This window comes from Mesorhizobium sp. WSM4847 (genome assembly GCF_055811335.1).
On the sequence record NZ_JBVVPY010000012.1, the window covers coordinates 131,547 to 153,475 of the forward strand.

The following is a 21,929-nucleotide window of genomic DNA, read 5'->3' on the forward strand; positions in this document are numbered from 1 at the left end:
GCGCGGTATCAAAAACATGAAACGCTATCTACTGTTGTCAATCCTCGCTTTGGCGGCCTGCAAGACAACCGATCGGCTTGCGACCTGCACGGGTACGCCATTCCAACTGAACGCGGGACAATGGGAAACCACACCTGAGGATCTTCAGGTTGAGTGTACGGAAGAGCCCAAGTGAAATTTCCTGAACATGCCCTTCTGGTGGAGAGAGAAACGCTAGCTGCTCACTACAAGAAGGTGGAAGCGTTTCAAACTTCACGAGCGAAGTCTGCGCGGCGCCTGTCAAAGGCCCTTATAGCCTTTGCGGCAGCGGCGGTCCTCGGAAATGTTGCCCAGGCATTTACCATCGCTGCCATGGTCCCGTTGGCCAAGCTCGTACCTGTGTTCCTCTGGGTGCGGCCGGACGGGACCGTTGACAGCGAAGTGTCAATCTCTCGACTGCCCGCAACTCAAGACCGAGCCGTCATAAATGCTTCGCTGTGGGAATATGTACGCCTGCGCGAGGGCTACACAGCAGATACAGCCCAATACGCCTATGACCTCGTGTCCAGTTTCAGCGCACCGGCTGTGCAACAGCAATATCAAGATTTCTTCAACTATCCAAATCCCACCTCGCCGCAAGTCACGGTCGGCAAGCGCGGCAAGCTCGAGGTCGGGCATATTTCCTCAAACGACCTCAGTCCCGACGTTCAACAGATCCGATACAAACGTATGCTTGTTGTCGATGGGCAGATGCCGATAGTGACCACATGGACAGCTACCATCCGTTACGAGCGCCTGACGGGTCTGCCTGGCCAATCGAGGCTCACCAATCCGGGAGGTCTACTCGTCACCTCCTATCAAGCCTCGGAAGATACCGTATCGAACCTGGGCTATGCGCAGCCATGACAAAAAGAGCATTTTTCGCGCTGGCCTGTTCACTCCTCTTCGCGACGGAAGCGTGCGCGGAAGACACGCCACTTGCCGGCAAGCATGATGCGCGGATGCGCTACCTGGCTTACCGTCCCGACGAAGTGGTGCGCCTATCGACCGCAGTGGGGGCAACGCTGGTTGTCACATTCGCGGCCAACGAGACCGTCGCAGCCGTGGCCGTTTCCAATAGCAAAGACCTGGCTGCGCTCCCGCGCGCCAACTATCTCTTTTTTAAGGCTAGCCGGATGCTGTCGCCGCAGCCGGTCATCGTGCTGGCCGAGAGCGAGTCCGGTACACGCAGATACGTCTTCAGTATTTCAACCAAACCGATGCCAAAACTTGATGAGCAGCAACCAGACCTATACTACAGTGTGCAGTTCACCTATCCTGCTGATGAGGCTGCTGCTCAGAGAAAGGAAGCAGAAAGGCGCTCGATTCTTGGCCAGGCCCGGGCGAAAGTGCTGCAAGACCAGAGAGTTCAGGATTTGTTGAATCGGCCCGCCGCAACTGCCAGTCCGGACGAAAGCAATTTTCACTACGTCGCAAAGGGCGATCGATCGCTGGCGCCGCTGGAAGTTTTCGATAATGGCTTTACGACCGTATTTGGCTTCGCAAGCAATTCCCGCATACCCTCCCTCTACGTTATCAATCCCGACGGGAAAGAAGCCGCTGCCAATTACACGGTCAAAGGGGACTATGTTGAAGTATCCGCAGTCGCCCGGGAATGGCGTCTGAGAGATGGCAATACGGTCTTGTCCATTTTCAACAGGGCTTATGATCCTGTGGGACGAGCGCCAGTGACCGGTACAGTGACACCCGACGTGTGGCGCGTTTTGAAAGGCTCGGGCCGATGAATGAAACCGGCCCACAGTCGGGACATGATGTCCATGCATCCGGATCGATGGTCTCGGAGCCGGCCCGCCGGCATGTTTCGGGATTGCAGAAGTTGGCCGTCGCTGCTCTTGTTCTCGTCTCATCTCTATCGCTCATCTGGCTCGGAGGTCGTCCCGGCACACAAGACGATCCGTCTCAGCCAAAACCGCCAATTGTCGCCAACGCCGAGCCATTCCGCCCTGTGCCAATTGAGATTGCTCCCGAACCTCCAGCACCCGTACAGGCGGCCCAGGCAGGAGATCCTGCGCCATCCGCGCCGCCCCCACCGGCGCCAGCTGATCCGCCGCCCGAGGAAACGCCAATTTTCGCCTACAGTAGCAGCAGTCAAATGCCCAATGACGGTCAGCGGAGCGAAGACAACCATAAGGATGCTCCCGCGACCGCGGATGAGATTTCAAACGGTGGCGATCTGTCAGGCCGATTGAAGCCAGATATACAGGAGCCGAGCCGGGCCACACTTATGCCGCACCCTGATCTCGTGATTACTCAAGGAACGATCATTCCGTGCATTTTGCAAACGGCAGTCGACACAAATTTACCCGGCTATGTGAAGTGCGTCTTACCTAAAGCCGTCCGCGGCGCCACCAACAATGTCGTGCTCTTGGATCGCGGGACGACCGTGATTGGCGAGATCCAGCGCGGTCTCCAGCAGGGGGATGCGCGTGTCTTCGTGCTGTGGACGCGCATCGAAACACCTGACCATGCCCTCGTTTCGATAGCATCGCCGGGCGCTGACGAGCTCGGCCGCTCCGGAATGCCTGGCACGGTGGACAATCACTTCTGGCAACGCTTTGGCGGAGCGATGCTCATGAGCGTCATCCAAGGCGCGTTTCAGGCGGCCGGTCAATACGCGGCCAGCTCTGGCGGAGGAAGCGGCATCAACAGCTTCCAGAGCAATGGCGGACAAGCCGTCGAGACGACACTGAGAGCGACGATCAACGTTCCGCCAACTCTGAAGAAAAACCAGGGAGATGCTGTATCCATCTTTGTGGCTCGGGACCTCGATTTCTCAGATGTATACGATCTTAGAGCGACCGCCGTGGCGCCAGCCCCCCAACATCGCGAACGCCGGAGAGACAACAATGCGATCGGAGGCTGATCCTCAATTGCGTTTGCTTCTCGACCCCGTTCTGAAATGGCTTGAGGAGCCAAGGACCGAAGAGGTCGCTATCAACCGGCCTGGGGAAGCCTTTGTCCGACAGGCCGGCGTTTTCACGAAACATCCGCTGCCGCTATCTTATGACGATCTGGAGGACATCGCGATCCTCGCTGGAGCGCTGCGCAAGCAAGATGTCGGACCGCAAAGCCCCCTCTGTGCGACTGAGCTGCCGAACGGAGAGCGGCTGCAGATCTGTTTGCCGCCAGCTGTTCCCTCAGGAACAATAAGCCTGACGATACGGCGTCCCTCAAGTCGTGTGACCGAACTCAAGGAAGTTTCTTCTCGCTACGAATACTCGCGTTGGAATCAATGGCGGTCACGAAAGGAGCGCCAAGAGCGGCAGGACGAAACGATTCTTCAGCACTACGACCATGGTGACTTGGAGCAATTTTTGCAAGCGTGCGTTTGCGGGCGGCTCACGATGCTGCTTTGCGGACCTACTGGAAGCGGCAAAACGACAATGAGCAAGACTTTGATCAACGCTATACCCCCGCAAGAGAGACTGATAAGTATCGAGGACACGCTCGAACTTGCAATCCCGCACGAGAACCATGTCCGGTTACTCTATCCGAAGGACCGAGCAGGCGTAGGTGCGGTGACAGCCGAGCAACTGTTGCAAGCCAGCTTGCGCATGCGCCCTGATCGAATATTGCTTGGCGAGATGCGCGATGATGCTGCTTGGGCCTACCTTAGCGAAGTCGTCTCCGGCCATGCGGGATCAATATCAACGATTCATGGGGCTGATCCGGTCCAAGGCTTTAAAAAGCTCTTTTCACTCGTCAAGAGCAGCCCGCAAGGAGCCGCTGTGGAAGACCGCACGCTTCTTGACATGCTGTCGGCTGCCATTGACGTCATTGTACCGTTCCGTACCCAAGGCGAAGTGTATGAGGTGGGAGAGGTATGGCTCGCCGCCGATGCCCGGCGACGGGGAGAGACAGTAGCCGACCTTCTTAACAAGCACTAAGGCTAGCTAGAACAGCGTCTCGGGATCGATAAGTCGATTGTGATGTGACGCGTCATTTTGTTCTGCTTCGATGTCTTTTTGACGGGCCTTCTCAGATTGCTTGGGTAGCCTGAGCGAGTCGGCGGCATCATGCCATCATCATTGTACGAATTGCATGCTCCATTGCCCTGGACGAGACCGGCTTCGCTAGCCAAAGGACGAAGGCCTGATTATCAGATGTGACCGGCATGGGGTCGATTTCACCGACAACTATGACAGGCACCGTCATGAGGGTGGGGCATACGGATTCGGCCTGTCCTCGCTCGAGGAAAGGCGTTTTACCCAAAATTAGCAGGTCAGCTGCCTTCCCGCTCTCGATCCAGCCGCAAAGACTTTCGAAGGTCGCGAAGCCGACCGGCTTATAACCCAGCGCGGCGACCTCGTCCTTGTAGATCTCCAACTCTGCTGGATCGGGCTCGACGACTGCAATGATTTCTCCGTTGCCGAATGATCCGTCGTATGGACCGAAAGCGATGCCAGCGCTGACTGGCTCCTCCTCGGAGGCCGGTAAGTAGATATCAAAGCGCGTACCTCGGCCAACAGCCGAGGTGACGTCAAGGCATCCTGCGAGCGCGCTCACATGGCTGTCCACTGCAGCAAGACCCAGTCCGGTCCCGCCGACGCGAGAGCGCGTGGTAAAAAAGGGCTCAAAGATATGCGGAAGTACCGAACTTGCGATCCCTGGGCCATCGTCGCTGATGGAGAGGAGAACGTAATCTCCCGGTCTCAAGGTGCCCTGAGCGAGCCGCTTCGTTTGACGGACGTGGGCGCGAGAAACGCTAACCTCGACACGGCCCTCATTCAAGAGAGCCTCCGACGCGTTCTTGCACAGATTCATAAGAATCTGCTGTAGCTCGGTTGGGCTGCCCTCGATTACCGTTTGCCACTCGTTGATCTTGAAGTTCAACTGAACATCCGCACGAACTGTAACCCTCAGCAATGGCGCAAGATCCATTACAATTTCGGAGACATCGAAAGGCATTACCGCGCGCTTCCGGTTCCGGCTTAGTGACAAAATCTGGTCAACGATCAGCTTGGCTCGGTTGCCGGCCAAAATGATTTGGCTGATGTGGCTCCGAATTCTCGATGGGCCGCGCACAAGACGTTTGGCTATCTCTGCGTAGCCGATTATTGCTCCTAAAGTATTGTTGAATTCATGTGCAGCGCCGCTTGCGACTGTGCCGACCGTCCTCAGCCTTTCCGCATGCTCCCTTTGACTCACGAGAAGGTTGCGTTCCGCGTGTACACGTTGCATTTGAAGATGGTTGCTTAAACGCACAGTGGCGCTGCCAAGAACCTGGAGGTCGTCTGCTGAGGGGAGTGAGCGATCTCCTTCAAAAACAAGGATGCAAACCGCAGCCTGCTGATCGGAGGCCCTGCAACCAACAATTTGACAAACACCCGAAGTGCCTACGGCAGTCCGAACCACTTGCGGCGCCGGAACGACGCGAAACACTGGCTGTCCTGCGTCGATAAGTGAGACGACTTCGTCGATAAGCGCGGCGTTCCAGACGCGCATGCGCGTGTTCGCCACAAAGCACTCGGTATGCCTGCTGAGACTCGGATCCACCAGAGCAAGCGCGCATTGATCCGCATCGAAAACGCGTTTAACGACTCTAAGAGCTGCTTCGGTGGAGAAGCGCAGCGAGACGTTCGTTGCTTGACTGTCGTTGAAGCGAGCTTCGATCTCACTCATTGCCGCTTCAAGCTCCAACCGCCTTTCCAACCGTTTCGTGCGCACATGCAGCCTGGAGGCCCGAACGATCCCAAACAAGCAGAGGCATATGGACACCGAGCCAAAGAAAAGTCGCGTATGCTGCGCTTGCGAGCTGGCCAAGCTATAGCCTTTCAGATGTTCTCGCTCCAGTTCAGCGGCCTTGGCGCGCGTGTCGAAGGATGCGATCCGATTGGCAGCGCGGTCCAACCTAGACATAGCCGACAGGACAGCGCGGCCCTTGCGGACAACATCCTCGGCGGCTTGGTCCTGTCTCGGAGCAAGTCGGTCGAGAGACCAATCGATCTGTGATGCGAGGCTGAGTCCCGGCCTGGCCGAAAACTGAAGGATCAGATTGGAAAGTTCACGCCTGCTTGACGGTGCCCCCTCAAGGCTATTAGCCGAGCGAGCAAAGTCTGCGAGAGAGCTTTGCATAAGCTCATTTTGCGCGGCCAAGGCTGCGATGGCAGCCGCTGTGTGTTCGATGGACTTTTTGAGCTGTGCAAGCAATCTGGAGTGCCCTCCGGAGCTCTCATCTGGCGAAATCTCGAGATGGCCTTGCAAGTTTTTAAGATTCCTTTGCAATGCCTGTCCGGTAGAAGCAACCGAACGGTAGTCCAATACGATATCGGTCCGAGCGCGGTCGACGTCGCGCTGGAGCAATGCGGAGTTGATCTGAATCGTTCGCAGCTCGCTTAGGGCCGCCTCGTTGATCTGGGGGGCCTGCCTTTGTGTCCCGACCAAGAGCACAAACCAGGCCGCTAGTGCGATTACAAATACTTTGTCGGTACTGAGCCATTTTTCCCAAGGAAACGGCGTTTGATCCGCGGTGCACGCCTTGCGAAGGTCCAATCTGAATTCTAGCTCCCCATCCCTTCGGTGTGCTGCCGGATGCTGTTGGAACAGGAAAGCCACGTGTACCTCTCCCTCATAAAGACGGTTTAAGATCGTCGCCCACTTGGTCTTGATCCGCTCCCAGGACGAGGATGAGCTCCCAAAGGGCCTCAGCGACGCGGAGCGCATCCTCACGATATTGGGGATTAGACGTCGATATAGCGCGCCAGCCTGGCCTCGCCCGTGACGGGGACCTCAGCCGAGGCCTAGGATGAAGCGCCGATTGGGTGAACGGATAGGCCGCGCGTTCAGGGGGTAGAGTGAGGTAAATCGCTCCATGTCTGCCGGGTCGACCTCAACCGGTTCCGTCGCCAGCATCCACTCGACGTTTTCGGTGCATGGCGGAGTCGTCAAGGATCCCGCATACGTCCAGTAGCCAAGTGAGGCCGGTAGAAGCCCGTTGGGCTCGACCTCGTCGACCGCTGTTTCCTCACCTGAGATTGCGGGAAATGCTGCGGCAAGGCTGGCGAAGCTGGCATTTATCGCGCCTGGCGCCAGAAACACGCCCAGCACACCCAGAGTGTCGCTGTCGGTGTCCTTATGGACGAAATGCGCTTCCATCGGAAAATTCTTGCCTGCCACGTAGTGTTCGCTCGGCGCATGGAAATGGAACTGTACCAGTTCGTAGACACGATCCCCGCGGGTGAGGGTGCTGCCTTGCGGCAGGTTGACTTGGATGGTGTGGCCGTTGTTCACCATCCTGCCGCCGGCCTTGTGCCAACCTATGGCGATGTGCGGAATATCCGCTTTGACCGCGCCCTTGATATCGATCGGCGATTGCTGCGTGCCCGCCGAGCAGACGAAATTTCCCTTGTCCAGCTCGCCCCAGTGTTCGGGCCCGGCCGGGCCGGCATATCCCCAATGGGTGCCCGCCGCCCCTGCGGCATCAGCGCAAATGGAACACGCGCCGAGTGCAACGAACCCTTTGATCAGATTACGACGATGCATATTGCTTTCGCTCCTGGACGTGAACTGGAGTTTATCATTTGCGGTTGGCATGGCGGGAACTGCGGTCGCAACTGTGATCTGGCAACATCATCGCAACTACGCCGAACAACTCGGCATACGACCAGAGCATCGCGCAGGGCTTCACGTCGGCGCATAGACGACATCCTCGTCGGGGCCGCCGCTGAGCTTGTCATTGTCCTCACCGACGGTATGCGGTTTGTAGCGGCCATTCCGAGCTATCTGCGCCGAATACGTGGTCGTTGCCTCCACGACCACCGATTACCCTGGGTATCCCAGATCGCATCCTCGGCCTCGTGACGCCTTCATATTCATCATCCGTCGACTAGAGAAATCGATTGCTTCAATTAAGAACATTCACGTTTTGGATGCATTCACGCGTAATCCGCGGCACTTCTGAGGACGCCTCACTTCGGCGGGCTTGCTATTGAAGCGTTCGCCTCCTCAAGCAGCTCAGGGCCGCCCCCGTGTGGAAGCTGGTGCCCCGAGTCTCGATGCGGCAATCGCGACCGCATCAAGCGAGCACCCGCCATCGTCGCCTCGGAGCCTCTGGTCGACGGGGTAGCGTTTTGAGTGGCAACGGCCGAAGGTGCGCTGCTGCCACGGCAGCTTTCCACTTCAGCTGGCGTCTCGAGCGCCTGTCGCAACACCTCACCTATTGCCAGCCAGCAGGACGGCACGACTACTCAGCCAGCATCGGCGCGACGCTGACCACACCGATCTATTCGGATGGCCGCACTTCGGCGCTTGTACGACGGAATAAGGAATCGCCCAATCAGGCCCGGATCGATACCTACGGTGAGGACAATAACAAGCTCAGCGGCGCCCCGACGAGGAGTCGGCCGCGCTCTGGTCCTCAGCAAGTGACTGCAGCATGGACCACGTACACCACAGCCCGACTTGCCTTGAATGGCGTCGTCGAGCAGCGATGTCGGCCAGCGCACCACGCTCGACGTTCTCAACGCCCAGGCCGTAGTCATCACCGGCAAGATCAATCGTGCCGAAGCCTCTCGAAAACAAACAGCTTGCCTTCGCGCACGCTGTCTTCGAGCGGCTTCGCCTTCGCCAGATGCGCCGCAATCGCGCTGGCCAGCACGCAACCTGTTCCGCGCATCGATGCGGCAAGGCGCGGTGCATCGAAGGGGATGGGTTCATGACCGGAGCGTAACAGAATATCGGTCGATCGGGGTCCCGACGCATGCCCACCCTTAATCAGCAGGGCTTGAGCACCGACGGCCAGCAGTCTTTGTCCTTGTTGGAGCGCTCCGTCCTCATCCACTGCCAGTTCGGAGCCAATAAGGAGCGCCAGTTCAGGGAGGTTGGGCGTGACAATGCAGCAAAGTGGCATCAGATCGCGCTTCATGGCATCGATAGAGCCTGCTTCCAGAAGTGCGTGGCCTGAAGTGGAGGCCAGCACAGGGTCGAGTACTGCCGGCACTTGCCCATTTTCGCGCAGCACCGCCGCAACGGTAAGGATGGTCTCGGCTGTTCCGAGCATGCCGATCTTGATTGCCGCCACTTCGTTGGCCTGCAGCGCGGCGTGCATCTGATCGGCCACCAGGCTTGGTGGCGAACGATTAATTTCCATGACGGCGTCGTGCGTTTGCACCGTCAGCGCGGTGACAGCAAGACAGGTGCGCACGCCAATGGCAGTGATCGTCTCGATGTCTCGTGCTATTCCAGCACCGCCGCTGGAATCCGATCCGCCGACGACAAGCACATGGGGTTCGCGCCTCAGCGCCATGGCTTTGTCTTTTCGATCCACTCGCGTGTTCGCGCTTCCGGGTCGGGATTCAATGTAATGTCGGTCACCACGGCGGCGCTGTCCGCACCGGCACCGAATACATCCTCGAGCCGGTTGGGATTGAGGCCGCCGATCGCGACCAGGGGTGTCGGCGCGATCCGGCGCTTCCATTCACCGAGCCGCTCTAGCCCTTGCGGCGTCCACTTCATCCTCTTCAAGATGGTGGGATAGATCGGACCGAGCGCAATATAGTCGGGCTCCGCAAACATGGCCGTTTCCAGCTCGACATTATCATGCGTGCTCAATCCGAGCCTGACGCCGGCTGCCCGTATCCTCGAGAGGTTGGCGGTTTGCAAATCCTCCTGGCCGAGATGCACGAAATCGCAGCCTTCCTCGATTGCCAGGCGCCAATGATCGTTGACGACGAGCTGGCATTTGTGTTGGGCACACAAGGCATTCGACTTGCGGATCTCGGCGCGCAACCTGGTCTCATTCATGCTTTTGATGCGAAGCTGAACCTGCTTGACGCCGATGGGCGCCAACCGTTCTATCCAGGCAGCGCTGTCGACGATCAGGTAGAAGGGATCGAGCTTCATGAAAAAACTGCCCTGCCGATGGTCGGCGTCGATGGTTCGGCAACCTCGCGCGGTTCGAGCATTCCCGAGCAGAAAGCTTCACGGCCGGCTTCGACCGCCTTGCCGAATGCTCGTGCCATGCCGACGGGGTCGGCCGCCTTGGCGACAGCGGTGTTCAGGAGCACGGCGTCAAAGCCGAGTTCCATGACGGTCGCCGCATGCGACGGCCGCCCGAGGCCAGCGTCCACAATCAGCGGGACGCCGGGGAAATGTCCGCGCATCGAGCGCAGCGCAGTTATGTTGATCGGTCCGAGGGCGGAACCGATCGGTGCGCACCACGGCATCAAGACCTTGCAGCCCGCCTCCAGCAGCCGCTCGGCGACAACACGGTCGTCGGTGGTATAGGGGAATACCGAAAATCCATCCTCGCACAGGATGCGGGCGGCTTGGACCAGTCCGAACACATCAGGCTGCAGAGTGTCGTGGTTGCCGATCACCTCGAGCTTGATCCAGGTCGTGTCGAACAATTCGCGCGCCATTCTCGCCGTCGTGACCGCTTCCTTGACGGAGTGGCAGCCGGCCGTGTTGGGCAGGATTCTCATGCCGAGCGAGCGGATCAGCGACCAGAATTTTTCGCCAGCCCTGCCGCCTGCCATCTCGCGGCGCAAGGAAACGGTTACCACCGCCGTGCCCGACGCCTGGACCGCATCGGCAAGGATGGCCGGCGAAGGGAATTGAGCCGTGCCGAGAAGCAGGCGGGAAGGAAGCGTCGTCCCGAGAAGTTCGAACATGCTAGCCTCCCTGCATCGGCGAGAGGATTTCGATGCGGTCGCCGTCGCTCAACCGGAATTCCGCCCGGCTGGCTTTGTGCACGAGGTCGCTGTTGACGGCGGTCGCCAGCCAATCGCCTTCATAGTCGAGCGCGGCAAGCAGTTCGGCCAGGGTTGAGGCGTCAATCTCAAGCGCTTGGCCGTTGACGATCAGTTTCATTGGCAGGCTCCAAGGATTTGTCGTGACTGAAGACGAGTTCGGCCGCCTGGCGCGCCATGGCGGGCGCGAGAAGAAAGCCATGGCGATAAAGCCCGTTGATCGCGACGGTGCTTTCGCGTGCTTCGACACGCGGCAGATTGTCGGGAAAGGCTGGGCGGACGCCGACACCGGTTTCAACGATCTCGGCCTCGCCAAAGGCCGGATGGAGGGTATAGGTCGCGCCCAAAAGCTCCATCATGGAACGCGCCGTGACCCGTCCAGCGGACTGGCTCTCGATCATCGTAGCGCCGGCCATGAAATGGTGGTCAGTGCGCGGCACTACGTAGAGCGGAAAGCGCGGATGAAGCAGCCGGACCGGGCGCAAGAGCGAGACATCGGGCGTGCGCAGGATCAGCATCTCGCCGCGAACGCCGCGCAGTCGGTCGTCTTCCGCCGCGATGCCCGTGCAGTCGATCCGGCGATCGAAACCGCAAACATGCCGGGCCTTGGCGCCGAAGTGAAATTCGACTCCCATGGCTGCGAGTTTGTCGTGAAGCGCAGCCATCGCCCGGCGCGGGTCGAGATGGGCTTCGGCGGGGAAGAACAGCGCACGGTGGAAATGACCGGCGAGGTCCGGCTCGAACTGTGCGATTTCGTTTTCATCAACAGGCCTGTACCCCGACGTGCGACTGGCAAACCGGTCGAGCTCGGCCGCATCGCGCTGCGCGGCCACGACCAGTGTTCCGGCCCGCGTCACCTGCCCGGGCGTTGCCGTATCCCACCAGTCGGCGGCGTCGCGTCCGAGATCGAGCACCGGCTGCTCGGCGCTTTCACGTTCGCACCATGGCGCCAACATGCCGCCGGCGAACCACGACGCATTGCCGCCGAGGCTATGCCTCGTCTCGGCAACCGTCACTGCCGCGCCGCGGGTGGCCAGCTCGAAAGCTGCGGTGAGGCCGGCGACGCCGGCCCCTTTGATCAACACCTTCATGACGGCTCATGCGCCTCCGGCATGGGCGGGGCGCTGGTCTCGTCCGCTGGCACGTAGAGATCGCCGCCCTCGCGGTATTTTGCGGCCATTGCCGCCATGCCCTCTTTCTGTGCCTCGGCGCGGATATCGTGGGAAATGCGCATTGAGCAGAATTTCGGGCCGCACATCGAACAGAAATGTGCCAACTTGTGCGCCTCCTTGGGCAAGGTCTGGTCGTGGAAGGACCGCGCGGTCTCGGGATCGAGCGACAGGTTGAATTGATCCTCCCAGCGGAACTCGAAGCGCGCGCGGGAAAGGGCATCATCCCTGAGTTTCGCCGCCGGGTGTCCCTTCGCCAGGTCGGCGGCATGCGCGGCTATCTTGTAGGTGATCACGCCAATCTTGACGTCGTTGCGATCGGGAAGACCGAGATGTTCCTTCGGCGTGACGTAGCAGAGCATGGCCGTGCCGAACCAGCCGATCATCGCCGCCCCGATACCTGAGGTGATGTGGTCATAGCCCGGCGCGATGTCGGTCGTCAGTGGTCCAAGCGTATAGAACGGCGCCTCGCCGCAAACAGCGAGCTGCTTGTCCACGTTCTCCTTGATCTTGTGCATCGGTACGTGGCCGGGCCCCTCGATCATCACCTGGCAATCCTTGGCCCAGGCGATCTTTGTCAACTCGCCGAGCGTATCCAGTTCGGCGAACTGCGCCGCGTCGTTGGCGTCGGCGATCGAGCCGGGACGAAGGCCGTCGCCGAGCGAGAACGACACGTCGTAAGCGCGGCAGATGTCGCAGATTTCCTCGAAATGCTCGTAGAGGAAGCTTTCGCGGTGATGATGCAGGCACCACTTGGCCATGATGGAGCCGCCGCGCGACACGATGCCGGTGACCCGGTCGACCGTCAGCGGGATGTAGTGCAGCCGCACACCGGCATGGATGGTGAAATAGTCGACGCCCTGTTCGGCCTGTTCGATCAGCGTATCGCGGTAGATTTCCCAGGTCAGGTCCTCGGCGATCCCTCCGACCTTCTCAAGCGCCTGGTAGAGCGGCACGGTTCCGATCGGCACAGGCGAATTGCGGATGATCCATTCGCGGATGTTGTGGATGTTGCGACCGGTCGACAGGTCCATGACGGTGTCGGCTCCCGAGCGGATCGCCCAGACCATTTTTTCGACCTCTTCGGCCATCGACGAGGTGACGGCTGAATTGCCGATATTGGCATTGATCTTGACCAGGAAATTGCGGCCGATGATCATCGGCTCGCTCTCCGGATGGTTGATGTTGGCTGGAATGATAGCCCGCCCGCGCGCCACCCCGTCGCGCACGAATTCCGGTGTGACGAAATCGGGGATCGCTGCGCCGAAGGCTTCGCCGTCGCGGTCAAGCTTGCCGCGCAGGATCTCGCGACCAAGGTTTTCGCGGATGGCCACGAACTCCATTTCAGGCGTGATGATCCCGGCGCGCGCATAGGCAAGCTGGGTCACCGCCTTGCCCTGCTTGGCCCTGAGTGGCCGGCTGCAAATGGGAAACTCCGGCGTCAGGCGCTCGCCCGCCGCAAATCCGTTGTCCTCCGGCCGGACGTGGCGGCCGTCATAGTCCTCGACATCGCCGCGTGCCGTGATCCATTCGTGGCGAAGTCGGGCAAGGCCCTTTTCGATACTGATTTCGAGGGTGGGGTCGGTATAGGGGCCGGACGGATCGTAAACGGTGACGGGCGGCTCACCGGCCGTCGGATGGACGGAGATTTCGCGCATCGGCACCCTGATCTGCGGGTGGATGGCACCGGGCCTGTGGATTTTCCGCGAGGCGGGCAGTGGTCCCGTCGAAACCGCTGGAGTGAGGGCATTCATCGTGAGGCTCCTTTGCTCATGCATTGGAGACCCAGTTCTGTGCCGGAAGGATGAAAAGACGCTTTGGTTGACCTGCTGAAACAGGACCTCGGGCGTAAACTCCCGCAAAAGCGCTTGCACCGTCCCTACGCCAGTATGAACTGGATCAGGTTCAACGGGTCACTGCGCCGCGAAAGCCAGCAGTATCTCAGCCCCTTGCCGGGACTCCCCTGGTGAATGCCTCAGGTTGAACGGGCCGGCTCCGATTTGTCAAGCGCATCCGGGTCCGGCCGAAAGCAGCTATCGCCTAGTTGGCGGCATCCGTTATCCGCTCAAGGCGTTTTTCAAGCGCCGGTTCTCCCGCATCTATCCGGCGCTGCTGGTTTTCGTCCTCGCTTCGATGGTTGCCTTGTCCGGCACGTTTGTCGCCTTCAAATGGAAAGCGGCGCTGACGGCGCTGACATTCACCTACAACTATGCCGGAATTCTCGTCAGCCGCGCCGGCGCGCTCGACCATATCTGGTCGCTGTGCGTCGAAGAGCATGCCTATGTAATCCTGGCGCTGATCAGCTTTGTTGTTTCGGGGCGTGCCCGTGTCGTCATGCTGCTCAGCGCGCTGTCGGTGCTGGCCATGGCGAACGGTGCGATTTCGTACTGGGTCTTCGGGATCGACTACGAGACGACCTATTGGCGAACCGACGTGCACATCGCCTCGATCCTGCTATCGGCGGTGATATGCCTGCTCAAGGCCGACGACAGGCTGCCGGCGTTGTTCAAGGGGCCGCATGTCGCCATTGCGGCGTCCGTCGGAGCGGTTCTTCTGTTCATGGATGCGGTGCCGCCGATCCACTATCTGGTCGCGGTGCCGCTGTTGGCGCTCGCCGTCAATTCGCTCGACTTCAGGACTCGGTATCTGACCGGATTTTTGTCTTCCTGGCCGATGGCGACGCTGGGGCTGTGGTCGTATTCCGCTGTATCTGTGGCAGCAGCCGTTCTAAAAATTCGTCTATGCGCAGGGCAGTGCGCCGCTGCTGATGCTGGCAGGCGCGCTTGCGCTTTGTGCAGCTATTACATCGTCGAAAAGCCGGCTCGCGCCTGGCTGAACCGCAACTGATAGAGCTGTTGCCTCAGCCGGTGATCCGCACTGCCTTCTTGCCGCCGTGGATCACCGCGTCGACGACCTCGACGAAGCCGAGCGCGGCGTGAAAGGCATCCGAAGCCGGATTGGGCGGTTCGGCATTCACCTCGCAAGTGACGATGGTCTGGCCGGCACGCGAAACATGGTCGAATAGATCTTCATGCCTGCGGGCATGGCCGCGGCCACGCGCTTCTCCCGCGACGACGATACGGTCGACATAGACAAAGCGCGGATAGCGCTCGCGAAACCACAGGAAGTTCGGACTGTCGTAGCGGGCGTCCTGGTCGAACGTCATGATGAAGGCTTCGAGCGCACCGATGCGACGCGCATAAAACGCTTCGCCGAGCAGGAAGGACAGGCGTTCCGGCTCAAGCCACGACCTGCTGCGGCGTCAGTTTGGCAAGGCGCTGCACCATCTCGGCGCGATCGGTGCTGTCGGCGTCCGGCGGCTTGCCTTCATAGGTTTCGGGCACGTGGATCGCACCTTCCATCGCCGAGCGAATGGCGGCGGCCAGATCGCTCTTGCGCGCCGATTTCGGGACGAAGCCGGCTGCGCCGTAGGACAGCGCTTCGGAAATGATCTTGGGCTCCTCATGTCCCGAAGCGATGACCACCGGCAGGCGCGGATAGCGGGTCCGAAGCTGCAGCAGCCCGTCGAAGCCATGCACATCGGGCATCCTGAGGTCGAGCCGCGCAGAGATCGAATGGCAGTCCGCTGCGACTCAGACACTAGTCCTTCAGATGACCCAAACAGAACAAGAATCTTACTGAACCGAACTGATTTTGCAATGACGGTCGCCGAAGATGATTCTGAGCCACTGAGGAAACTTGACGAGTGCCTGGACGAAGCGTCCAGGCATTTCTCAGCCGTTCTTGCCGTGCCTCCGAAGCTCTCGATCTCGAGCGCTCATCGCAATGAGGGTAGCACAACAGGGTCAAGATGGGGCCAAGAGACATGTCCTGGACGAGTTATTCAGTGGCATTGCTAAGCGCCCTATGGAAGCCTCGCTGATCAGGCTATGAAGTCCAGCAACCAATGTCCGGGCATGATCGTCCGGGACCACATCTTGAACATCGTAATGCCAGACACCGAGGCCTCCAGTCGGGCCTCCGACATTCAGATTCACTCCGTTAGAACGAGCTTTGGAATCGCAGCACGCCGCCGAGGCTGTTCCTTTTGCCGACGTGAGCCGGGTTCATTCCGGAACGGTCGACGGCAGCGAACTTGGCGTAATGGGCATAATCGACTTCGGCTGTGACTGTGAAACCTGGAATGACCATATAGGCGACGTTTGCAGCCAGTCCGGAGTTCCTGAGCTGATCACCCGAGACCTGAAGGTTGAACGAAGTTTTCTCGTTTAACGTGTAAGTGGCGCCCGCCCAGAAAGCCCAATTGCCGCTCCAAATTTTGTAGAAGCCGCGACCGTGAGCGGCGACCGCGTTGGTTGGGTCATCGTTGAGATTGCCAATGGAGCCGTAGCCGAACATTCCGAATAGCGACAGGTCATCTGTGACATTGACATTGACTCGGAGCTTGCCGGCCAAGGCTTCATAGTCGCTGTCACGAGCCATTACGCCGGTGATCGCGCCCCAGCCCTGCGTCTGTTTCACGCCGAAGACGACGTGCGGAACATGGCTGTCGATAGTACCGACTACACCCGACCCTTGTTCAAGTGAAACCAGAGCCGAAAAGCCATTATCGGCATCGAAGTAATACTGAGCCACGTTGGTATCGAAGTCGCCGTACGGAACGAGTACGTTATTGAGCACGTTTCCGGCGTAGCCTGTAAACGTGTCGAAGGCCGACTCGTCCTTGCCAACTCGGAGGCCACCAAGCTGGATCCAGGCGGAAGCCAACTTGACGCCGCTGTTGAAGCTATAGTTGTGAGGGCTTTCCGGACCCGGATAAGCGTTGTGGTTGCCGAAGTTCACGCGAGTCTCAGTATGGGTCTTCAGTGCGCCTAGTTCGGTCTCCTGGCGCGTCCAAGTTTTGAACGTGAAACGCGTGTTGTTTCGCCAGGTGCCCTGAGCCTCGCCAGTTCTCACATCGAAGGTTCTTATCCCGTCATACGATCGGACATCGCTGAGGCCGACGTCGTAACGGATGTAGCCGCCGATGCGCACGCAGGTCTCGGTGTCTGGGATATGGAAGTAGCCCGAACCGTAGACGTCGCAGACCTTGACGTATTCGGTCGGACCCGGCGCGGAGACTTCGTCCGTCGCGCGAGCGACGGAAACGGAGATCAGGGCCGCAACTGAGCCGAGAAGAAGGCTGCTTACGTTCATTCTGGATCTCCAGTTCAAAGAATAAAAGGCGGACGCGTCAAAGGGCGAACCGGCGGCCTATCCCAGGACCAAAAACATGTGCATCTCGCTCCTCTTTCGTACCTGAGGAATGCGCGATACTAAGTTGACTAGAGGAGTTCCGCTGTGAGTAAGCCAAATTATACTTGTGATTTGCTTTATCGCAGTTCGACTTATGGAAGAAACAACTGTGGTTGGCTATCAACTGCCCGAAGGAGGTGAGATTCGACCTCCGTCCGGATCCAAAAAAAGGCAAAATCGCCTATTGCCTTGCCGCGCTTCCCACAACCATTCCTCATTCTTTCAGTACATGGGGGATTCAGCATTTCTGAACCAATATTCATCTCCGTTATTTGTGAGTTGGCCGTCGGCGTTCGATGCGGAGCAGCAAGCGACGTGCCATCCTGAAGAGGTAGCTCCGCGCTGACACTTAAATTGGCCGGCGCAACTTCGTCGCGCTCCCTTCTTTTTGCTTTTTGGGGGTCAGGCTGAGCACCGAGCAGACGTTTTGGGACACGGTTCGTATGTTCGATATGTGACACTTTCGTTCGATACCGACAGCACCTGTTTGCTGTGAAGCTTGGGTCGAGACAGCATGCGGCGGCGCCGCTCGGTACGTCAGGCGGGAGCATCTGGATCGTGCCAAGGAGGGCCCGTTTCGTTTTGCAGCGGCGCAATCGTTCACACCCCGTGCGACTCACCTAGCGCCCATTGCGGATCGGATTGGATGCATGCTCACGAGAGTAGTGTGGTTGGTTGCAGGGCCACAGCCTTGTCGATTTGGTCAAACAGGCCGACTCTCGACAGATCACGGTTTAGGTCTTATATAACCGCCCTAGAAAGAGTTAAGGTCGTTTGTATGAGACAAACATGCGCTCAACAGTGACAGATACATTGCCCCCCAGAGTCAAGAGGGCGCTTGGCAAGCTCGGCGCCGACATTGCGCTCGCCCGTAAGAAGCGGAGCCTGACCGTGATGATGATGGCGGAACGACTGGGTGTCGCAAAGAGCACCTATCTGAAGATCGAAAAAGGAGACCCGACCGTCGCTATGGGGGCCTACGCCATGACCTTTTTCGTTTTGGGCTTTGATGAGGCTTTGGCGCAGATCGTCGACGCGCATCGCGATGAGCAAGGCCTGCTCCTCGACGCTGAACGTTTGCCCAAGAGGGTAAGGGTGCGGAAGCCACCGGGTGCAATATGAGACGTTCTATTGCTGTTCACATTGGCGAAGAAGCGATGCTACTGGGTACGTTGCGCTATGATCAGCAGGGTGCGCGCGAGAGCGCTGCCTTTGAATATGATGCAGGTTGGCTGAGAGCGGCGGAAGGCTTCTCGATCGAACCCGGTCTGCCACTCGTTACTGGCCCTCAATTCCATCGAAAGACCGGCGACGGATCCGTGTTCCACAACGCGATCGCCGACACGGAGCCGGACGGATGGGGCCGGCGTGTCATCCAGCGCGACCACGCCAAGCGTCGCCAAGAGGCGCGCCGGGCGGGAAATGTCGCCGAAACGCGGCCTCTGAACGCGATGGATTACCTCTTGGCAGTGGACGACATGAGCCGCATTGGTGCGCTCCGGTTGAAGGACGAAGAAGGGCGTTACCAAAGAACGACCGAGGAGGGTCGACGCACCACGCCGCCGCTCATTGAAATCGGTCAACTCCTCGCAGCCACGCACGCCGTCGAGACGAACACCGAGACGGCAACGGATCTCGCCTATTTGCGTGGACGTGGCACGTCCCTTGGGGGCCTTCGTCCGAAATGCTCTGTCGTCGACGATGATGGACGCCTCGCTATCGGTAAGTTTCCGAGCGTTGCCGACGATCGATCTGTCACAAAAGGCGAAGTGCTCGCTATGAAGTTGGCCAGAAAAGCCGGCGTGGATGCTGCTGAGACACGTCTGCTCGACAGCGACGGCGCCCCTGTCGCGCTCATACGGCGTTTCGATAGGACTCCGAACGGCAATCGACTCATGTATATCTCGGCCGCCACGATGATCGGCGCAGAGTCAGGGGACGTTGGCGAGCATAGCTATACTGAACTTGTGGATGTGCTTCGTCAGCACGGCAGCCAGCCAGCGGCCAACATCGAAGAGCTTTGGCGGCGCATCGCGTTCTCGATCCTTATCACCAATGTCGATGACCACCTCCACAATCACGGCTTTCTCCATGTGCATCGCGGGCAATGGCGCCTGGCGCCTGCATTCGACATCAACCCGTTCCCTGAGCGCGTGCGAGAGCTGAAAACCTGGATATCCGAGGAAACTGGGCCCGAAGCGACTGTCGACGCACTGATGTCGGTAATCGCTTATTTCCGGATCAGGAGCGATCGAGCGAAGACGATACTCGCAGAAGTCGAAAAGGCGGTCGCGTCATGGCGGGAGGAGGGGCGGGCGCTTGGGATGACCCCCCAAGAACTCGATAGCTTCACCGACGCGTTCGAACATCGGGAACGGCAAGCCGCCCAACGGCGCAGCAATGATCCCTGAAAGCTTGCCGTTCGCGGTTAAGATGGCGTCCTGCAAGGGCGTCAAGGCGACTGGTTCTCCGTTTCGCCCACCCTCACTCCATGTCCGGCGCCGAAAGGTCGAGCGCCAGCGCCGTCTTCGAATAGGCCTGGTTCCGGCTGGCCCAGCGCCAGCCGGTAGCGAGTCAGATACTCTTCTGCCAGTCTCTGAGCCGCACAGCGCTGCTGAAGCGCACGTCGAACGTGATGCTGATCGGCTTGTGCGCAGGCGCGACCACCAGCGCTCGAAGCCCATGCCCTCCTTCTTGCCGTCGCGCGCCGCATCGAAGATGGCCCAGAACGGACCGTTCCTGCCCCCGGCCTCGAGCCCCGCGGCGGCATGGGTATTCGCGAGAGAGCGCCGGACCCATAGGCTCCGCGTACTGGCGATGCGGCCTTCGCGCTGCTTGAAATCGACCGGCGCGGCAGAACGCGATCGCTTTCGCGATCACGTCACCTGGGAGGACGAGAAAAGATTGTTGAGGCACGGGTACGAGCTGCCTCAGTCGTTCGTTCGATCGACAGCACTGTGTGCGGAGGACGCTCTCCATCATGCAGTGCCAGGAGACGCTGGCCGATTTCCTTGTCCGCTGCCGTGAGCCGATGATTCAGGCGAAGAAAGTCCATCCAGGTTGGCGTGCGGAATGTCTCTGTCCAAATCGAAGGCGTTTGAAGATTTCGCTGGAGTGTCCAGTTTCGCGCACCGGCACGGCTCTGAACATGGCGCCTTGCGCGCATGTAGCCCAGAAAGGTCTCGATATTCTCTTCGGCTATAAGATACTCGACCTTGACGACTATGGGGCCGCTCCTGGGCTTCAACTCGAGTGCCAGCTCCGGCGGGTGAAAATCCGAACTTTCCTGATCCGTTTCTTCCCATGGACGGACCGGCAACAGTATCCCCGCAGCTGCAACCAGCAACAGAGCGCCTGCGGCGCCCTCCAGAGCCCAGGCTAAGGAGTAGTCCTGTGCGACAGTACCCCAGATCCAGCTGCCGGCCGCCATACCCCCTGCGCTCAGGGCGTAATATATCGACAGTGTGCGGCCGACGACCCACCTTGGGCTTGCCAGCTGCACCGACACGTCGATGCCCGTCCAGGTGATAAGCCAACCCGCGCCACCAAGTGCCAGCGAAATGGCCGCCACGGCGACCGATGATGTGAGTGCAAGGGAAAGGCAACATGCTGCACAAGCAACAGAGGCGAACGATACCAGTCTGTTTTGAGACGTGATCCGCCTTAGAAAGCTATTGCTCATGCCCGCGACGAAAGCACCCATGCCGAAGCCGGCCAGCAAGATGCCGTAGACGATTGGGCCGCTTTTCAGCTGATCCCGGACGACTAGTGGGAGTAGCGCAAGGATGGAGATGCTTGCCAGCCCGAACAAGGTTGCACGGGCAATCGCTGCCCTGATCTCCAAGGACAATACCGTGAAGCGCACTCCGTCATGAATTGCCATCGTCATTCGCTCACGAGGGAGAGGCGAAGTGCGAACCTTCCATTTGGTGCGCCATATCGCGCCGAGAGGGACCAGATCGCTCAGCGCGGCCAGGGCGAAAGCGGCGAGCGGCCCAAAGAAGGCCAGCATCGTCCCACCCAAAGCGGGTCCTATGCTGCGTATGATGTTGTATCCGACAGACATCAGCGTCACTGCGGCCGGAATGTCGCGCTTGTCCAGGATATCGCCGACCGAGGCATGCCAGGCCGGATCATTCAGAGTGAAGCCGCAGCCAGCCAGAAAGCCCAATCCAAGTAGGAGCCAGGGATCGACAAATCCCAGGCCCACCGAAATCATCAGCGTCGTTGATGCCAATGCTATCAGGCAGTGCCCCGCAAACATCACCCATCGGCGGCTGAAGTTGTCGGCGATGGCTCCGGCAAGAATTGAGAGGAAGAATACCGGCAACGTGGATGCGGCCTGCACGAGTGCAACCATCAGATCCGAAGCGGAAATCGTGGCCATCAGCCAACTGATGGCGACCGTTTGCACGAGCCACCCGAGGCTGGATATTTGCGTGGCCGTCCAGATCGAGCGAAACACCGGGTTCCGAAATGGAGCCAGCGTTGTTGAGACAGGCAGATGAGCATTTTTTTCGGACTGCATGACGTTTGATGCCTTCGAGGGGCCGCTTATTCAATTCACGGCTGCCACTACTGCCGTTACGATGTTGACCAATAAGGGCCGACATATCGAGGATGACTTCATCGCAATGAGGAGTTGGATACCTCCGCTCTCCTGGACTGGCGCCAACCACTCCTCGCCCAGCAAAGTAGCGTTGCCGATCGTCCTGCTCGAGAAAATCGTCTGCAGGGTTTTCGCTCTCGCGTCACCGAACCGGCGCCCATGCAGCTT

Annotated in this window: 19 protein-coding genes, 2 pseudogenes and 1 riboswitch; of the genes and pseudogenes, 8 read left to right on the forward strand and 13 right to left on the reverse strand. The window is 59.3% G+C overall.

What is annotated here, in order from left to right:
* Positions 1-16: 16 nt before the first annotated feature.
* The 5 genes from AC0L28_RS18850 to virB11 are packed head-to-tail and all read left to right on the forward strand — an operon-like array spanning position 17 to position 3,926.
* Positions 17-175, forward strand: a complete 159-nt coding sequence (locus AC0L28_RS18850; RefSeq protein WP_082827328.1) for a type IV secretion system lipoprotein VirB7 — start codon at positions 17-19, stop codon at positions 173-175.
* Positions 172-885: a type IV secretion system protein VirB8 gene (locus tag AC0L28_RS18855; protein ID WP_473479381.1), complete on the forward strand. Its 714-nt coding sequence runs from the start codon at positions 172-174 to the stop codon at positions 883-885. Before AC0L28_RS18850 ends, AC0L28_RS18855 begins: the two co-directional genes overlap by 4 nt.
* A complete protein-coding gene (locus AC0L28_RS18860; RefSeq protein WP_473479384.1) occupies positions 882-1,763 on the forward strand; it encodes a TrbG/VirB9 family P-type conjugative transfer protein in 882 nt (293 codons plus the stop codon). Before AC0L28_RS18855 ends, AC0L28_RS18860 begins: the two co-directional genes overlap by 4 nt.
* Positions 1,760-2,902, forward strand: a complete 1,143-nt coding sequence (gene virB10 / locus AC0L28_RS18865; RefSeq protein WP_473479386.1) for a type IV secretion system protein VirB10 — start codon at positions 1,760-1,762, stop codon at positions 2,900-2,902. Before AC0L28_RS18860 ends, virB10 begins: the two co-directional genes overlap by 4 nt.
* Positions 2,886-3,926, forward strand: a complete 1,041-nt coding sequence (gene virB11 / locus AC0L28_RS18870) for a P-type DNA transfer ATPase VirB11 (protein WP_473479389.1) — start codon at positions 2,886-2,888, stop codon at positions 3,924-3,926. Before virB10 ends, virB11 begins: the two co-directional genes overlap by 17 nt.
* A gap of 127 nt (positions 3,927-4,053) precedes the next feature.
* Here virB11 and AC0L28_RS18875 read toward each other — a convergent pair whose 3' ends face one another.
* The 9 genes from AC0L28_RS18875 to thiC form a co-directional block, all read right to left on the reverse strand.
* Complete coding sequence (locus AC0L28_RS18875; RefSeq protein WP_473479393.1) at positions 4,054-6,594, reverse strand: two-component system VirA-like sensor kinase; 2,541 nt, start codon at positions 6,592-6,594, stop codon at positions 4,054-4,056.
* A gap of 174 nt (positions 6,595-6,768) precedes the next feature.
* Positions 6,769-7,521: a carbonic anhydrase gene (locus AC0L28_RS18880; protein ID WP_473479395.1), complete on the reverse strand. Its 753-nt coding sequence runs from the start codon at positions 7,519-7,521 to the stop codon at positions 6,769-6,771.
* Positions 7,522-7,662: 141 nt separating this feature from the next.
* Positions 7,663-7,791: a hypothetical protein gene (locus tag AC0L28_RS18885; RefSeq protein ID WP_473479398.1), complete on the reverse strand. Its 129-nt coding sequence runs from the start codon at positions 7,789-7,791 to the stop codon at positions 7,663-7,665.
* A gap of 739 nt (positions 7,792-8,530) precedes the next feature.
* Positions 8,531-9,283, reverse strand: a complete 753-nt coding sequence (locus AC0L28_RS18890; protein WP_473479402.1) for a hydroxymethylpyrimidine/phosphomethylpyrimidine kinase — start codon at positions 9,281-9,283, stop codon at positions 8,531-8,533.
* Positions 9,274-9,879 (reverse strand): thiamine phosphate synthase, encoded by a 606-nt coding sequence (locus AC0L28_RS18895; RefSeq protein WP_473479404.1) that lies wholly within the window; start codon positions 9,877-9,879, stop codon positions 9,274-9,276. The genes AC0L28_RS18890 and AC0L28_RS18895 overlap by 10 nt, the downstream gene beginning before the upstream one ends.
* On the reverse strand, positions 9,876-10,649 hold the full coding sequence (locus AC0L28_RS18900; protein WP_473479406.1) for a thiazole synthase: 774 nt from the start codon (positions 10,647-10,649) through the stop codon (positions 9,876-9,878). Before AC0L28_RS18900 ends, AC0L28_RS18895 begins: the two co-directional genes overlap by 4 nt.
* A gap of 1 nt (position 10,650) precedes the next feature.
* Positions 10,651-10,848: a sulfur carrier protein ThiS gene (thiS, locus tag AC0L28_RS18905; protein WP_473479407.1), complete on the reverse strand. Its 198-nt coding sequence runs from the start codon at positions 10,846-10,848 to the stop codon at positions 10,651-10,653.
* The gene (gene thiO, locus AC0L28_RS18910; RefSeq protein ID WP_473479409.1) at positions 10,817-11,818 is read right to left on the reverse strand and encodes a glycine oxidase ThiO; all 1,002 of its coding nucleotides are present in this window, start codon (positions 11,816-11,818) and stop codon (positions 10,817-10,819) included. Before thiO ends, thiS begins: the two co-directional genes overlap by 32 nt.
* Positions 11,815-13,650: a phosphomethylpyrimidine synthase ThiC gene (gene thiC, locus AC0L28_RS18915; RefSeq protein ID WP_473479411.1), complete on the reverse strand. Its 1,836-nt coding sequence runs from the start codon at positions 13,648-13,650 to the stop codon at positions 11,815-11,817. Before thiC ends, thiO begins: the two co-directional genes overlap by 4 nt.
* A 104-nt stretch (positions 13,651-13,754) precedes the next feature.
* Positions 13,755-13,871: riboswitch (TPP riboswitch) on the reverse strand.
* A gap of 5 nt (positions 13,872-13,876) precedes the next feature.
* Between thiC and AC0L28_RS18920 the strand changes: the two genes are divergently transcribed.
* Positions 13,877-14,743, forward strand: a complete 867-nt coding sequence (locus AC0L28_RS18920) for an acyltransferase family protein (RefSeq protein ID WP_473479413.1) — start codon at positions 13,877-13,879, stop codon at positions 14,741-14,743.
* A gap of 13 nt (positions 14,744-14,756) precedes the next feature.
* Here the strand turns inward: AC0L28_RS18920 and AC0L28_RS18925 are convergent.
* The 3 genes and pseudogenes from AC0L28_RS18925 to AC0L28_RS18935 form a co-directional block, all read right to left on the reverse strand.
* Positions 14,757-15,146, reverse strand: a pseudogene (locus tag AC0L28_RS18925) (GNAT family N-acetyltransferase); the annotation flags it as partial.
* Positions 15,145-15,462, reverse strand: a pseudogene (locus AC0L28_RS18930) (response regulator); the annotation flags it as partial. The pseudogenes AC0L28_RS18925 and AC0L28_RS18930, both read right to left, overlap by 2 nt.
* A 436-nt stretch (positions 15,463-15,898) precedes the next feature.
* Positions 15,899-17,053, reverse strand: a complete 1,155-nt coding sequence (locus tag AC0L28_RS18935) for a porin (protein WP_473479415.1) — start codon at positions 17,051-17,053, stop codon at positions 15,899-15,901.
* Between the two features lie 888 nt (positions 17,054-17,941).
* On the opposite strand from AC0L28_RS18935, the gene AC0L28_RS18940 reads away from it, so the two are divergent.
* Both AC0L28_RS18940 and AC0L28_RS18945 read left to right on the forward strand, forming a co-directional pair.
* On the forward strand, positions 17,942-18,274 hold the full coding sequence (locus AC0L28_RS18940; RefSeq protein WP_473479418.1) for a hypothetical protein: 333 nt from the start codon (positions 17,942-17,944) through the stop codon (positions 18,272-18,274).
* Entirely contained in the window at positions 18,271-19,563 is a 1,293-nt protein-coding gene (locus AC0L28_RS18945; protein ID WP_473479420.1) for a type II toxin-antitoxin system HipA family toxin, read from the forward strand. Before AC0L28_RS18940 ends, AC0L28_RS18945 begins: the two co-directional genes overlap by 4 nt.
* Before the next feature lie 470 nt (positions 19,564-20,033).
* Here the strand turns inward: AC0L28_RS18945 and AC0L28_RS18950 are convergent, their stop codons facing one another.
* A complete protein-coding gene (locus AC0L28_RS18950) occupies positions 20,034-21,680 on the reverse strand; it encodes an MFS transporter (RefSeq protein ID WP_473479422.1) in 1,647 nt (548 codons plus the stop codon).
* Positions 21,681-21,929 lie beyond the last annotated feature (249 nt).